Here is a 13,818-nt window from a genome sequence, read left to right as displayed (position 1 = left end):
AAATGTTCACTTACGAAGGGGTTTCCAATGTCGATATAATGACAAAGACTCAAAGAGAAAGGATGATGAAATTTGCCAACAACAAGAAAGGAAAACCTCCAATTTGGCATGATGATGTGCCTTGGGATGGTTATCGTAATGACGTTTTACAATTTACTAATGAATGAAACAGGAGGACCAATTTATATTAAAGAGATTGCATTAGAACTATTAATTGGCTTTATTATTGCACTATTAATTGAAATATGTATCGTTGGACCTTGTGCGAAAAAAATTGTATTCATATTGCCATTTGATAAATCTAAAAAAATAAATATTATCGTTGCAATGGCGACAACTATGGTAATTGGAATGGTGTTCTTTATGTCATTTTTCGGTATGGCTATGATGTATTTACATGATGGACTACAAGGAGATTCATTTGTTTCCATTTATTTTACGATTTTTATTAAAAATTTCATAATGGCATATCCATTACAATTAATTATTATGGGACCGCTTGTACGTTTCTTATTTGCAAAGTTTGTTATGAAAAAGAAATCTTTTAATGTAGCGTAATTTTCATTTATAAAACATTATATATAAATAATAAAAAACACATCTCGCATTTTTGAGGTGTGTTTTTTTGTTCATTCCAAGTTATTTTCATAGTGATGTGACATTTGTCCTTTTGCCATTATAGGATGATGGTTTTTAATTAAGTCAGAAATAAAGGAGGAGGAGATGATTTTTTGAAAGGTATTATATTTGCTATTTTTGCGGGGATATTTATAACACTTCAAGGAACCTTTAATGCGAAACTTAGTTCACATATCGGTATATGGTCGACGAGTATTATAACCCATTTAATTGGATTCATTATTGCAACAACTGTATTTTTGTTAAAGAAAGAAGAGAAAATAACGGATTTAAAGAGTGTGAAAAAAATATATTTAGTAGCTGGTGCACTTGGTGGGTTAATCATTTGTGCAGAAACAGTAGCGATACATGCAATGGGAGTTACAGTAACAGCGGGAACACTTATGGTTGCTCAATTATTAACAGCAACTTTTATTGAGATGAAAGGATTATTTCAAATGAAAAAGATACAGATGGAGAGATATCATATTGTGGGAACAATAATAATGATTATAGGTATTGTTGTATTTAATATGTAAATGAAAGGAGAAATGAATATGGAGGATAGATCAGGTTTAATTACGCATTATTTGAAAGCCAATAAAACGCTCGAGGTTTTTTCAGAAATAGATACAGCTTATTTTCAATTAAATCACTTTGAAAAAGGCGAGCTCATTTGCAATATAGATGACGAAATGGATCGTTTATATTTTGTTGTTAAAGGTAAAGTAAAAGTTTATACGATTAGACCTGAAGGGAAGAAACTAATTCTTCGCTTTATCAATCCATTGGCCATTGTTGGTGATATTGAACTAATTCAAAATAGCAAAGCACATAATGTCGTTGAGGCTTGTTCAGATGTTGTAGCAATCTCTATTTCTAATACGGTTATTAGAAACAAGTTATTACATGATCCTATATTTATAAAGTTCTTGCTTGAAAACATTGCGAACACGTTAAAAATATCGACTCGTTTTACTGCTCTTAATTTACTTTATCCTGTAGAAGTACGTGTAGCTAGTTATTTGCTTTCAATTTCAACAGATAGTAACGGGAATATGTATAAAGGGGATTTGGATGCAACTTCAGTAACGAGTATTGCAGATTTTATAGGGGTAAGTTATAGGCACGTAATTCGGGTATTACAAAGATTTTATAATGAAAAGCTAATTGAAAAGAGTAATGGAGTTATTGTAATTAAAGATTTTTCTAGAATGAAGGAAGTCGCTAAAGATAATATATATGAGCAATGAAAGGGAGAGGAAGATTTTGATTGGATTTAGTTTAGCTATATTAGCAGGAATATTAATTAGCGTACAATCTGTTTTTAATGCAAAAGTAAATGAAAATGTAGGACAGTGGTTAACGACTACATGTGTCCTTGGAATAGGTCTCATTAGTTCTATTCTATTTTATATCATTACAGAAAACAGTATTAACATTAAAGTGTATACTGCAAATTATTTGTTTTATGTAAGTGGACTGTTTGGTATCGGGTTAATTATTTGTATAATGGGTGCAATAAAGAGTCTAGGTCCAGCATATACGGTGCTAATTAGTCTTATTACTCAATTGGTCGTTGCGTTATGCATTGATACATTTGGATTATTTGGAATGGAGAGTATTCCATTACAAGTAAATAAATTAGTTGGTATAGGTTTATTAATTGTGGGAGTAGGAATTTTTAAAAATCTATTTTTGAATAAGAAAGCTATTAAAATAACTGAAGATGAGATTTAAAGAATATAAAGGAAATGTGTTAATGTTCAGATTATATATTTATGCAGTAGGGAATGCTTTTCTTATATGCCCTGTTTGTGAAAGATTTGTATCTATTTAATAAAAAAACGTGAGTTAGCAATTAGCATAGTTGAAAGGAAAACATCGATATGTCGAGGTCTTCTTTATTTATTGTTTTGAGATTATAAGAATTTAAGTATAGGATTATGAGAAGTGTTTTTAGATAAGGAGAATATGACTGGAAATTAAAATATTACTAAATATACGTAACTAATGAATACAATGTCTTTTTCAGTTATTAAGTTGTAAATCATTTTATGATAAAATCTTTTACATAATTTAATAAAGGGGTAGTATTCAATGGGTTATTTCTCAAATGGGTTATTAGTTTTGTTTGTGCTAATCGTATGCAGTTGTATATTTTTTGGTTGATAATATAATGAGAGTCTTATATAAAAGAAGTTATCTTAAGTGAGATAACTTCTTTTTATTTTATATTGAGAAGGAATTCTATCTTTCTTATTGAAGTTTGTTCTAGTTATTTTTACATCGATCACATTTGTGTAATGGGAATTTTATGAAATATAAACAAGCCAGAGAATAGGGAGTATTTACATGGAAAATAGTATACGCTACACAAGTGAACATCCTACAGATTTTAATGGATTATTATCCTTATACGAATCTTTAGAATGGAATTCTCTTAAATTAACTGTTAACGAGTTAGAACGAATGTGTAAGCAAAGTTGGTATGCAATTTATGTTTTTGATGATAAGAGGTTAGTAGGGATGGGGCGTGTCATATCAGATGGAGTCATAACAGGCATTATTTGTGGAGTTGGTGTATTGCCAAAATATCAGTCTAGTGGCATCGGAAAAGAAATAGTGGAACGATTAATCCAGCACTGTGAACAAAACAAGGTTATTCCACAACTTATGTGTGTAGAAAAATTGCAATCTTACTATGAATCTATAGGGTTTGAGGCATTCTCTATTGGTATGACAAAACATATTATAAGATAGAGGAGCTTTATCACGCTATTTGCCGGGCAGTAAAACCCCCACTGATTAAAGTTTCACTTTATATTTTCAGTTTACTCGTACATATTTTTAAACTTTAATATAAAGGAGAATGGCTGTATGGAGATCGCTAAAGGGATAGAAATGTTACAACTTGAATTTCAAGAATTTGTTATTCATCCAATTCTTTTATGGGATGATGAAATGGCAGTATTAATAGATACGGGTTTCCCAGGACAAATTGAAGATATACAAGTAGAGATGGAAAAGGTTGGGGTATCATTTGATAAGTTAAAAGTCGTGATTTTGACGCATCAGGATATTGATCATATAGGTAGTCTTCCGGAGTTGTTGCAGCGCTGTCGAAGTAATATTAAAGTTTATGCGCACGAACTAGATAAGCCATATATCGAGGGGGATTTACCTTTATTGAAGGACGGAAATGTAGAGAACCGCCCAAAAGGAAAAGTGAGTGATACTGTGATTGACGGGCAAGAACTTCCGTATTGCGGTGGAATACTAATTCTTCATACTCCAGGGCATACTCCGGGTCATATTAGTTTATATTTGAAACAAAGCAAAATTCTTATTGCAGGAGACTCTATGTATAGTGTGAATGGGATGTTAGGAGGAATTCACGCCCCAACAACTATAAATATTAAGGAAGCAAAGCAGTCTTTGAAGAAGTATTTAAATTTACATATTGAATCTGTAGTTTGTTACCATGGGGGATTAAGTAAGGAGAATATAAATGTTCAACTTCAAAATTTGTAAAGTTAAAATGGAGTTTTTTGTTAAGTGACGTTGAAGTATAATCTGATTATTAGTATATAAATAAATTATAAAAGAGCATGTTTGAAAAAATTAAACATGCTCTTTTATTAAAGTAAATCAGTTTAATATGAATGACCTAACCCATTCCAATAAAAAGAAACGATTTCTTGTGCTAATTCATCTATATTTGCCAGAATAGGATTGTGATTTTCATCTTTAAAATTCCCAATTGATAATAAAGATACGAAAGCATGAGCCACAAATTTAGCGTTTCCTTTCGGAATTTCTCCCATGTGCATCGCAGTATCGAGTGCTTTTTCTAGCACTTCATACATATTATTTTCAGCATTTTTTAATTTCTTCAATTGTTCTTCAGATAACGACAGTTTAGCATCTTTCATAAAATTTTTCATATCAATATCCATCGTTGCGTGTAAGTAAACTTTGGCGAAGTCTAATAATCTTTCTTCTAAAGTTTTGTTTGTAGAGAGTATTTGAGACATATTCTCTCGTATACGTATCATCATTTGGGTCATAGTAGCGGTAAATAAATCGGCTTTTGTTGAATAGTAATAGTAGACGGTTGCTTTCGTAACACCACAAACTTTTGCGACTTCATCCATAGAAACGACTTGATAATTTTGTGTAAGAAATAAGCGAGTTGCCACTTCTAAAATGGTTTCTTTTGTAGATTTTGTATTTTTATTTTGACGTGGCCTTCCGAGAGGACGTTGTTTTTGTTCCAAATCCATTCGCTCCTGACATTTATTCTTGAGATAATTATAACATAATTTTCAATCATTCTTGATTAATTAACCTACCAGTATATATAATTAATAATGAAGGAAAAAAGGAAGGTGGGTTTTTATGAAAAAGCACCCGTTACATATGTTAGGGAGGCTTGTAGCAGGAAAAAATACGCAATGGATCACTTTATCGGTGTGGGTTCTTATTACATTATTACTTTCATTTACGTTACCACAAGTAAATAGTACGAAAGAACCGAATCCAAAAAATTTACCTGAAACAGCTATGTCACAGCAAGCGGAAGCGCTTATGAAAACAGAGTTTCCGAATAATGCAGGGAATCCGTTGTTAGTAGTATGGTATAGAGATGGTGGATTACAGTCACAGGATTATAAACTCATACAAGACGTTTATAAAGAGTTAAAAGCTAGTCCTTTAAAAGAACAATCAACGTTACCGCCATTTGATACAATTCCAGAGCAAGTATTATCAAAAAGTGCATCAAAAGATGGTACATCATTTGTTACACCGGTATTCTTTAATAAATCTGCTGGTACGGATATATTAAAAGGAAATCTGGAATATTTTAGAAAAATAGTGAATAGTAAGGTGGATGAAGATCCATTTAAACAAAAAATAAGTGAATCTGGTTTACATGTTCGATTATCTGGGCCTGTAGGTATTCAAACGGATGCAGTTAGTTTATTTAGTCAAGCAGATGTGAAATTGTTAGTGGCTACTGTATTATTAGTCTTGGTCCTATTAATTTTGCTTTACCGTTCGCCAATTTTAGCAATTTTACCTATACTTGTTGTTGGCTTTGCATATGGTATCATTAGTCCTACACTCGGTTTTTTAGCTGATCATGGATGGATTAAAGTAGATGCCCAAGCAATATCAATTATGACAGTATTATTGTTTGGTGCTGGAACGGACTATTGTCTATTTTTAATTTCGAGATATAGAGAGTACTTGTTAGAAGAAGAAAGTAAATATAAAGCATTACAACTTGCGATTAAAGCTTCCGGCGGTGCAATAATAATGAGTGCGTTGACTGTTGTACTTGGATTAGGGACATTATTACTTGCTCATTATGGTGCCTTTCATCGATTTGCAGTACCATTTAGTGTTGCTGTATTTATAATGGGAATCGCGGCTTTAACGATTTTACCAGCACTATTATTAATTTTCGGTAGGATTGCATTTTTCCCGTTTATACCGAGAACAACTTCAATGAATGAGGAGTTTGCAAGAAAGAAAAAGAGGGCTGTAAAAGTTGAAAAATCAAAAGGCTCCTTTAGTAAAAAACTTGGAGATGTAGTAGTACGAAGACCGTGGACAATAATTATGCTAACTGTGTTTGTATTAGGTGGATTGGCTTCGTTCGTACCACGTATTCAATACACATATGACTTATTAGAATCGTTTCCAAAGGATATGCCTTCTCGCGAAGGGTTTACGTTAATTAGTGATCATTTCTCGGCTGGTGAACTAGCACCAGTAAAAGTGGTTGTTGATACGAAAGGAAAAGAGCTTCCTATTAAACAAGAACTAGAGAAATTTTCTTTCATAAATACAGTGAAAGAGCCAAAAGAGGGAAAAGAAAATAAGCAAATACAAATGTATGAAGTTTCTTTAGCGGAAAATCCATACTCAATTGAAGCGTTAGATCAAATTCCTAAATTGAAAAGTAATGTAGAAAAAGTATTAAAAGATGCTGGGGTTAGTAATGCTGAAGAGCAATTGTGGATTGGTGGAGAAACAGCTTCATTATATGATACAAAGCAAATTACTGAACGTGATGAATCAGTAATTATTCCAGTAATGATTAGCATTATCGCTTTACTATTACTTGTCTACTTACGATCGGTTGTTGCGATGATTTATTTAATTGTAACTGTCGTTTTATCATTCTTCTCAGCGTTAGGAGCAGGATGGATATTGCTTCATTACGGTATGGGAGCGCCGGCCATTCAAGGTGCGATACCGTTGTACGCATTCGTATTTTTAGTTGCTTTAGGTGAAGATTATAATATCTTTATGGTTTCAGAAATATGGAAAAACAGAAAGACACAAAATCACTTGGATGCAGTAAAAAATGGTGTAATACAAACAGGTAGTGTTATTACATCGGCAGGTTTAATTTTAGCAGGAACTTTTGCAGTGTTAGGTACACTTCCAATTCAAGTATTAGTTCAATTTGGTATTGTAACTGCAATTGGCGTATTACTAGATACGTTTATCGTAAGACCGTTACTTGTACCCGCAATTACAGTTGTGTTAGGCCGATTTGCTTTTTGGCCAGGTAAACTTTCAAGAAAGAGTGAAGAAATACAAAAGGTGGATGCATAGTTAAAAAAGCCAAGGATATTTTCCTTGGCTTTTTTCAATGTAGTTAATTAATTTTTTGAAGTTAAATCATCAGCTGCAGCGTGATCAGCATCTTCAATTGTTGTTTCGGGCATTCCGTATAAGCCGTTCATTGCTTGTTCTTCGATAGTAAGGTTTGCAGTATTATTATTTTGAATAGATGTAGTGTTTTCAGTAACATTTTCTTTTTTATTTATACTTTTGTCATTCATGTATGTATCCTCCAAATTTCATTTGATTTATCTATAGTATGTGATGGATTTCCAGAAATATGTGAATTGATTCTTACATATGTTATATAATTAAATAAATAATTAGGGTCAAATGTAAACTGTTAGGAGTGAACAATTATGGTGAAAGCAAGTGAATTAGCCTTCTAAAATAAAAAGAAAATTTTAGGAGGCTATTAGAATGAAGTTTCATGTAATTGATAGAGAAGATTGGAATAGAGAGCAGTATTTTGAGCATTATTTAAAGTTGAAATGTACATTTAGTATGACTGTAAATGTTGATATCACGATGTTATTAGGGGAAGTATATCAAAAGGGAATAAAATTTTATCCCGTTTTTATATATTTAATTTCTAGAGTAGTAAATAATCATAAAAAATTTCGAACATGTTTTAACGATGAAGGAGTTTTAGGCTATTGGGAGGAAATGATACCGAGTTATACAATCTTTCATAAAGATGATAAGTCCTTTTCAAGTATATGGACGGATTATTCAAGTGATTTCTGCACTTTCTATAATAATTATGAAGACGATATGAGATGCTATGCTAATGTTCATGGTCTTTTCACGAAAGAAAATATTCCGCCTAATGTATTTCCGATTTCTAGCATACCTTGGATTAGTTTTACTGGATTTAATCTTAATATTAATAATGATGAAAATTTTCTATTGCCAATTATAACTTGTGGGAAATATTTTAACGAAGGAAACAAGGTTATGCTACCAGTTTCATTACAAATACATCATTCGGTTTGTGATGGATATGATGCGAGTCAATTTATAGAAGATTTACAGCAGTTAAGTAACACTTGCAACGATTGGCTTAAGTAATATCTAATTTTTAATTATATAAAGTGAAACTTTAATCAGTGGGGTGTCAGCCCCCGCTGATTATTAGCCCGACCCCCACCTAACTTCTTTGCTTTCGCTGAATTTTGAGATGGGGGTCTTACTGCCCGGCAAATAGCGGAATAAAATTGAAAATGAATAAAAGAAGAGACCATGTTGATATTACATGGTCTCTTCTTTTATTCATTAATACTAAGTAATTGTGGAAAATATAGGGTGATTTGTAGTTTAATAGTAAAGAGAGTGATTAGTATTAATTTTCTTTGTTTTTAAAATTTTAAGTATGTAAATGTTTAACAGGGGGGGATAAAGTGAAATTCGTAAGCATTGAAAAAGATGAAATCTTAATTGGGGATATGGCAAAATTGTATTGTAAAGTATTTGAGAAAATAAATTTCAATGAAATAATCGAGCGAATGAATAGGCATATAGAATATACAGGTTTTAAAGGTATAGTAGCAATAAATGATGAAAATGAAGTAGTTGGTTTTACTTATGGTTATCGCTCAATGGAGGGACAGTACTATAATCAATTAATGAGAGAAGCGTTACATCTAGAGCAAGTAGACGAATGGTTACAAGATTGTTTTGAATTTGTAGAGTTAGCAGTCCACCCACAATATCAAAATGAAGGTCTTGGAACGAAATTACATAATGAATTACTAGAAGGGATTCCAAATAGAACAAGTGTTTTAACAACACAAATAAACAATGAAAAAGCACGTTCGTTATATGAAAGATTAGATTGGATAAATATATTGGAGCCATTTCATCCAAGTACAAATGATGTTCCATATGTAATAATGGGAAAAGCATTAAAAACAAAAGTGAATTGATAATTATGGCATTCACAAAAATGGTTGGTTTGTAATAATGAAGGGGAAAACGAAAATGACGAGAATATCTATAGAAAAAGCTACAATTTTAGATGCTGAGAAATTAACAGAAATAATGAAAAGAACATTTGATGCAGAAGCAAAACAATGGCTATACGGCCAAGATGATGTCATTGATTATAACATTCAACCGCCAGGGTATTCTTCAGTTGAAATGATGGAATATTCCATTGAAGAATTGGATTCTTTCAAAGTTGTAATGGATAAAGAAATAATTGGAGGGATAATAGTTACGATTTCTGGTAAGTCGTACGGTCGAATTGATCGTATTTTTGTAGATCCTGTTTATCAAGGAAAAGGAATTGGATCACATGTTATGAAATTAATAGAAAAGGAATATCCAAACATAAAGATTTGGGATCTCGAAACATCTAGTAGACAAATTAATAATCATCACTTTTATAAAAAGATGGGCTACCAAATGATTTTTGAATCGGAAGATGAGTATTGTTACGTGAAAAGAATAAAAACAAGCTCAAACAAAGAGAGTGTAGTTACAAATAAAGATATGAAAAATAGTCAATACGAAAACTGTAATTTAGCAAATACAGAGTATTATCAAGTGAATTTAAAAAACAGTTCATTTGTTGGTAGCAATATAATGAATATGAATATGAGTAATTGTAATGTAAGTCAATCAAAGTTTAGAAATATAAATTTTAGATGGTCATCATATGCAGATTTAAATCTTTCTGGCAGTAAATTTAATTTGGTGACTTTAGGTGGAGTGCAATTTAAAAATACAAGTCTCGGAGATGAGAAGGAACCTATTGTATTCGATAAATGTGATTTGGAAGGCAGCACTATAAGTAATAGTAATCTGAAAAATATTGAAATAGAAAATTGTAATATAGTCGGCATGAAACTAAATGGTATTCCAATTGAAAATTTTCTTGATTTATATAACGAGGCGAAAAGTATATAGTTGTTAATCTTTTTGGAAATTAAGTATTATATCAAAATAATTATGTAAAAATGACATAAAGAAATACGAGTGAGAAGGTCATTCATACACGTTTCTAGAATACACACAAACAAATATATTGTTATTTATACGGAGGAGAGAAAGATGGGGATCAACGTTAGAGCAGTAGAAATACAAGATGCTAGAGCAATTCATCGTATATGTATACAGGATGACGTTTTACCGTATATGGTTTTCTTACCTAGCATGCGTGTAGAAGCTATGGAAAATAGAATTCGAAATTTAGCACCAAATCAATTTGAATTTGTTGCAGAATATGATGGAGAAGTTGTTGGATTTGTAGGTTTAACACAAAGTCCGGGCCGAAGATCTCATTCAGGCGATTTATTCATTGGGGTAGACAGTGAATATCATAATAAAGGAATTGGGAAAGCACTTCTTATGAAGATGCTTGATCTGGCTGATAATTGGTTAATGTTAGAGAGAGTAGAACTAGGTGTGTTAGAAACGAATCCAAAAGCAAAAGCTTTATATGAAAAATTTGGATTTGTAGAAGAGGGAGTAAAGATAGGGAATTTGAAAGCTCACGGAAAGTTTATTAATGAAATTATGATGAGTCGTTTTAGACCGAATGGTTTAATTGTACATAATTAATAGTTAAAAGCATGACAGTATACTGTCATGCTTTTTCATTAGAATTTGGCTGTAATAAAAATAATACTAAACCAATAAAAATAACAGTAATTCCTAGTCCTTGTTGTAAAGAAATAGTCTCATGTAATATAAAGTACGCTAGCATACAAGTGCCAATTGTTTCACCTAAAATACTCATTGAAATTACAGTAGCACTCATCCATTTTAATAACCAATTAAAAATGGTTTGTCCTAAAATTGTAGCAATGAAAGCTAATCCAATAAAGCACAACCAAGTTTGTGTAGAGTAATGGATGAAAGATTCTTGTTGCATGAAAGCAAATATGCTAAGAAAGCCAGCACTACTTCCATAACTAATTACCGAATATGGTATAAGTGACAAATCTTTACGAACGTGTTGGCTAATGAAAAAATAAGCAGTAATGATACCGGCAGCGATAAATGCTAAAATATCTCCATATAAAGCTTCTCCACTAATTTTGAAATCTTGCCAGCCAATGATGATACTACCTGAAATAGCGATGAGGCAACCAATAACCGCTCCTTTCGTAAATCTCTCCTTAAATAAAAAATAACCACCAATCATTGAGAACAAAGGTTGTAACGTTACGATAACTGTAGAGCTTGCTACAGAAGTATATTGTAATGATTCAAACCATAGTACATAATGTGCAGCTAAAAATAGCCCAGATGTGAATCCGAATGTCCATTGTTTTTTCGTTAAAGTTTTTAGCTCATTTCGACTATTTTTATTAAATAGTAATAACGGTAACAGGATCAGTGTGGCAAAGAATAATCGGTAAAAAGCAATGATTGTCGCAGGAGCATCTGCCAATTTTACAAAAATTGCTGAAGTTGATAAGGCGAATACACCAAAAAATAAGATGAAATATGAAAGAATAGGTGATTTCAAAGTTTGTCCCTCCGATAGAATGTTTATTATAATAAACTTAATGCGATATAATGTACAAAAGTAAGTATATAAGTCCCGGAGATAATAGGAAAGGATTATTTGCCTTTGTTTAGTATGTCAGCACAAAGACAATGAAATATGCATTATGATGGACGAAAGGAAGTTTTACTATGATACATGATAGGCTTGGACAAACAGTATTAAGTTATCGTAAGAAAAATAATATGACAATTCGTGAATTCGCTGATTATGCAGGGATTAGTACATCACTAATTAGCCAAATTGAAAGAGGACATGCTAATCCTTCTTTAAATGTTTTGGAGTTAATTGCAAAAGCATTAAATGTACCGCTATTTACACTTTTTATTAATGATATCGATACAGATTCGCTCATTTCTAAGAAAAAAGATCGAAAAAAAGTATATCGGGAAAACAATGATCATATTGTATATGATGTATTAACACCTGATTTTATGAAAGCACGTATTGAAATGTTAATGATGGATTTAAATAAACAAGCAAACACAACAGAAAGTCATTATTCCCATGAAGATAAGGAAGAGATTGCTGTTATTATGAAAGGGGAAGTGTACGTAGAATTGGAGGGAAAAGAATATTTTTTAGAAGAAGGCGATGTTGTACGTATTCCACCAAATGTGAAGCATCGATTTTTGAATAAAAGTGATGAATCGAATCACATTTTATTTGTACTGACACCATCTTTAGGATGAAAATATAGTGATTTTAACTAGAGGAGAAAGAAAATGGAAAACAAAAGTATTTTAAAAGGCGGCCTTTCAATTATTTCTCAATGTAAAAAAGAAACAAATGATATTTGGCATGCGCATTTTGGAGCAGCTGCAATTGCTAGTTATTTTTTTATGAAAGATAATAATATTGATGAAGAAACAGCTCGTAATATGTATTCGCAAACAAGGATGATGCTGAACAAGAAAAAAATTGGTGAGATGATTGATGATAAAAAAGAAATAGATTTTAAAATTGCGGAAAATATGATTATAAAATCTTTAGAACAAACGATTGATGAGCTTCATTGGGTGGGGCATAACGTCATTTATGCGTCATTAAGTTTATTAGCTATGAAAGAGCTACAAAAATGGGGTGATAATCAAGCAATTGAAGGGATTACTACTCTTATTTTATCATTTCGAAAAACAATTCCAGGTAGATCGTGGATTGGTTATACGACGAAAGAAGTAAAACAATTAAGTTTTGAAGAGGAGATACAAAGTGAATTGAGTAATCCAACACAAGTATCTCAGTTCATTTTAAATGAGTTATCGAAATTTAATAGTATTTATCGAGCGGAATCACATCATGATTTAATTGGGCATTTGCTTACATACTCCCACGCAATTAATATAATGTACGATTTAGGACATATAGATATATTTCAACGAGGGATACGTCCGCTGTTAAAACTAGTATACGTACTAAGAGCTAGCCAAAAGCTCAAGCTGAATACGGAAATAACTTTACACTCACCTATAGATCGATTACCTTTAATTCAATCTAAACGTGCAAATATTTTACCAACTGAAAATATATTTTGGATAAAAGACTATAGTGAATTCGATTGGGATTTTGGTCATGTATTTAAATTCTCATATAGTTATTTTAATCATATACAGAGAGCTCCAAATTATAAAGATATCACATTAGAAAAATTCCGTTATGTTATTCATTCTTAATGAACGTTAATGATCTGTAAAAGGATGTTTAATCTAGTTTCTTTTTTTGTTAGTAGTATATTATTTTTTCAAATATGTAAGATTTTACATGTGTATTTTACTTTTACTAATTATGTAAGTAGGCTATACTGAAATACATACATTTTATTTTTGGAGAGATGTAAAACGACATGGAACTAGCGAAATTGGAAAAAGTAATTGAAATAAAAAAAGAAGAACTTTTATATTTAGTATCGGATTATGGAATTCAACATGAAAAAGTATTGGCATTGAGTCAAGAACTAGACAAATTAATCAATTACTTTATGTTTTTAAAATAAAGAGAACTATGACGGGGTTTGTAAATGTTATAGTTCTTTTTTATTAGGT

Annotated in this window: 17 protein-coding genes; 14 read left to right on the top strand and 3 right to left on the bottom strand. The window is 31.5% G+C overall.

Annotated elements, in window-relative coordinates:
• The first annotated feature begins 72 nt into the window (after positions 1-72).
• The 6 genes from HMPREF2590_RS02485 (at position 73) to HMPREF2590_RS02460 (ending at position 4,152) form a co-directional block, all read left to right on the top strand.
• Positions 73-558 carry a DUF2798 domain-containing protein gene (locus tag HMPREF2590_RS02485; protein ID WP_001987380.1) on the top strand — a complete coding sequence of 162 codons (486 nt, stop codon included), beginning with the start codon at positions 73-75 and terminating at the stop codon, positions 556-558.
• 173 nt (positions 559-731) lie between these two features.
• A complete protein-coding gene (locus HMPREF2590_RS02480) occupies positions 732-1,157 on the top strand; it encodes a DMT family transporter (protein ID WP_000676010.1) in 426 nt (141 codons plus the stop codon).
• A gap of 18 nt (positions 1,158-1,175) precedes the next feature.
• Complete coding sequence (locus tag HMPREF2590_RS02475; protein ID WP_050821820.1) at positions 1,176-1,871, top strand: Crp/Fnr family transcriptional regulator; 696 nt, start codon at positions 1,176-1,178, stop codon at positions 1,869-1,871.
• 16 nt (positions 1,872-1,887) lie between these two features.
• On the top strand, positions 1,888-2,358 hold the full coding sequence (locus HMPREF2590_RS02470; RefSeq protein WP_000579022.1) for a DMT family transporter: 471 nt from the start codon (positions 1,888-1,890) through the stop codon (positions 2,356-2,358).
• Between the two features lie 615 nt (positions 2,359-2,973).
• Complete coding sequence (locus HMPREF2590_RS02465) at positions 2,974-3,381, top strand: GNAT family N-acetyltransferase (protein ID WP_000431733.1); 408 nt, start codon at positions 2,974-2,976, stop codon at positions 3,379-3,381.
• 117 nt (positions 3,382-3,498) lie between these two features.
• Positions 3,499-4,152 (top strand): MBL fold metallo-hydrolase, encoded by a 654-nt coding sequence (locus HMPREF2590_RS02460; RefSeq protein WP_003311938.1) that lies wholly within the window; start codon positions 3,499-3,501, stop codon positions 4,150-4,152.
• 122 nt (positions 4,153-4,274) lie between these two features.
• On the opposite strand, the gene HMPREF2590_RS02455 is transcribed toward HMPREF2590_RS02460, so the two are convergent.
• Positions 4,275-4,898, bottom strand: coding sequence for a TetR/AcrR family transcriptional regulator (locus tag HMPREF2590_RS02455; protein WP_003311937.1), 624 nt, complete (start codon positions 4,896-4,898; stop codon positions 4,275-4,277).
• Between the two features lie 121 nt (positions 4,899-5,019).
• Between HMPREF2590_RS02455 and HMPREF2590_RS02450 the strand changes: the two genes are divergently transcribed.
• Positions 5,020-7,251, top strand: a complete 2,232-nt coding sequence (locus HMPREF2590_RS02450; RefSeq protein WP_050821821.1) for an MMPL family transporter — start codon at positions 5,020-5,022, stop codon at positions 7,249-7,251.
• 47 nt (positions 7,252-7,298) lie between these two features.
• On the opposite strand, the gene HMPREF2590_RS02445 is transcribed toward HMPREF2590_RS02450, so the two are convergent.
• The gene (locus HMPREF2590_RS02445; RefSeq protein ID WP_000998505.1) at positions 7,299-7,481 is read right to left on the bottom strand and encodes a DUF4021 domain-containing protein; all 183 of its coding nucleotides are present in this window, start codon (positions 7,479-7,481) and stop codon (positions 7,299-7,301) included.
• A gap of 199 nt (positions 7,482-7,680) precedes the next feature.
• Between HMPREF2590_RS02445 and catA the strand changes: the two genes are divergently transcribed.
• The 4 genes from catA to HMPREF2590_RS02425 all read left to right on the top strand — a co-directional run bounded on the left by catA (position 7,681) and on the right by HMPREF2590_RS02425 (position 10,824).
• Positions 7,681-8,331: a type A chloramphenicol O-acetyltransferase gene (gene catA / locus HMPREF2590_RS02440; protein ID WP_000668536.1), complete on the top strand. Its 651-nt coding sequence runs from the start codon at positions 7,681-7,683 to the stop codon at positions 8,329-8,331.
• A 329-nt stretch (positions 8,332-8,660) separates the two neighbouring features.
• A complete protein-coding gene (locus HMPREF2590_RS02435) occupies positions 8,661-9,185 on the top strand; it encodes a GNAT family N-acetyltransferase (RefSeq protein WP_000673964.1) in 525 nt (174 codons plus the stop codon).
• A 37-nt stretch (positions 9,186-9,222) separates the two neighbouring features.
• The gene (locus HMPREF2590_RS02430; protein WP_139884070.1) at positions 9,223-10,170 is read left to right on the top strand and encodes a GNAT family N-acetyltransferase; all 948 of its coding nucleotides are present in this window, start codon (positions 9,223-9,225) and stop codon (positions 10,168-10,170) included.
• Between the two features lie 144 nt (positions 10,171-10,314).
• Entirely contained in the window at positions 10,315-10,824 is a 510-nt protein-coding gene (locus HMPREF2590_RS02425) for a GNAT family N-acetyltransferase (protein WP_000512616.1), read from the top strand.
• 25 nt (positions 10,825-10,849) lie between these two features.
• On the opposite strand, the gene HMPREF2590_RS02420 is transcribed toward HMPREF2590_RS02425, so the two are convergent.
• A complete protein-coding gene (locus HMPREF2590_RS02420; protein ID WP_000841812.1) occupies positions 10,850-11,737 on the bottom strand; it encodes a DMT family transporter in 888 nt (295 codons plus the stop codon).
• 170 nt (positions 11,738-11,907) lie between these two features.
• Between HMPREF2590_RS02420 and HMPREF2590_RS02415 the strand changes: the two genes are divergently transcribed.
• The 3 genes from HMPREF2590_RS02415 to HMPREF2590_RS02405 all read left to right on the top strand — a co-directional run bounded on the left by HMPREF2590_RS02415 (position 11,908) and on the right by HMPREF2590_RS02405 (position 13,769).
• Positions 11,908-12,468 (top strand): helix-turn-helix domain-containing protein, encoded by a 561-nt coding sequence (locus HMPREF2590_RS02415; protein ID WP_000581029.1) that lies wholly within the window; start codon positions 11,908-11,910, stop codon positions 12,466-12,468.
• Between the two features lie 33 nt (positions 12,469-12,501).
• Entirely contained in the window at positions 12,502-13,449 is a 948-nt protein-coding gene (locus HMPREF2590_RS02410) for a hypothetical protein (RefSeq protein ID WP_000428899.1), read from the top strand.
• A 170-nt stretch (positions 13,450-13,619) separates the two neighbouring features.
• A complete protein-coding gene (locus HMPREF2590_RS02405; protein WP_000417698.1) occupies positions 13,620-13,769 on the top strand; it encodes an aspartyl-phosphate phosphatase Spo0E family protein in 150 nt (49 codons plus the stop codon).
• The last annotated feature ends 49 nt before the right edge of the window (positions 13,770-13,818 follow it).

It is taken from the genome of Bacillus sp. HMSC036E02 (genome assembly GCF_001836235.1).
Taxonomy (GTDB): domain Bacteria; phylum Bacillota; class Bacilli; order Bacillales; family Bacillaceae_G; genus Bacillus_A; species Bacillus_A cereus.
This window is presented reverse-complemented; position numbering and strand designations above follow the sequence as displayed.

Excerpts from the sequence above, each read along its gene's own strand:
- HMPREF2590_RS02450 (WP_050821821.1), top strand. The coding sequence starts at position 5,020 with ATGAAAAAGCACCCGTTACATATGTTAGGGAGGCTTGTAGCAGGAAAA.
- catA (WP_000668536.1), top strand. The coding sequence starts at position 7,681 with ATGAAGTTTCATGTAATTGATAGAGAAGATTGGAATAGAGAGCAGTAT.
- HMPREF2590_RS02415 (WP_000581029.1), top strand. The coding sequence starts at position 11,908 with ATGATACATGATAGGCTTGGACAAACAGTATTAAGTTATCGTAAGAAA.
- HMPREF2590_RS02405 (WP_000417698.1), top strand. The coding sequence starts at position 13,620 with ATGGAACTAGCGAAATTGGAAAAAGTAATTGAAATAAAAAAAGAAGAA.
- HMPREF2590_RS02445 (WP_000998505.1), bottom strand. The coding sequence starts at position 7,481 with ATGAATGACAAAAGTATAAATAAAAAAGAAAATGTTACTGAAAACACT.
- HMPREF2590_RS02430 (WP_139884070.1), top strand. The coding sequence starts at position 9,223 with ATGAAGGGGAAAACGAAAATGACGAGAATATCTATAGAAAAAGCTACA.
- HMPREF2590_RS02465 (WP_000431733.1), top strand. The coding sequence starts at position 2,974 with ATGGAAAATAGTATACGCTACACAAGTGAACATCCTACAGATTTTAAT.
- HMPREF2590_RS02475 (WP_050821820.1), top strand. The coding sequence starts at position 1,176 with ATGGAGGATAGATCAGGTTTAATTACGCATTATTTGAAAGCCAATAAA.
- HMPREF2590_RS02410 (WP_000428899.1), top strand. The coding sequence starts at position 12,502 with ATGGAAAACAAAAGTATTTTAAAAGGCGGCCTTTCAATTATTTCTCAA.
- HMPREF2590_RS02425 (WP_000512616.1), top strand. The coding sequence starts at position 10,315 with ATGGGGATCAACGTTAGAGCAGTAGAAATACAAGATGCTAGAGCAATT.
- HMPREF2590_RS02460 (WP_003311938.1), top strand. The coding sequence starts at position 3,499 with ATGGAGATCGCTAAAGGGATAGAAATGTTACAACTTGAATTTCAAGAA.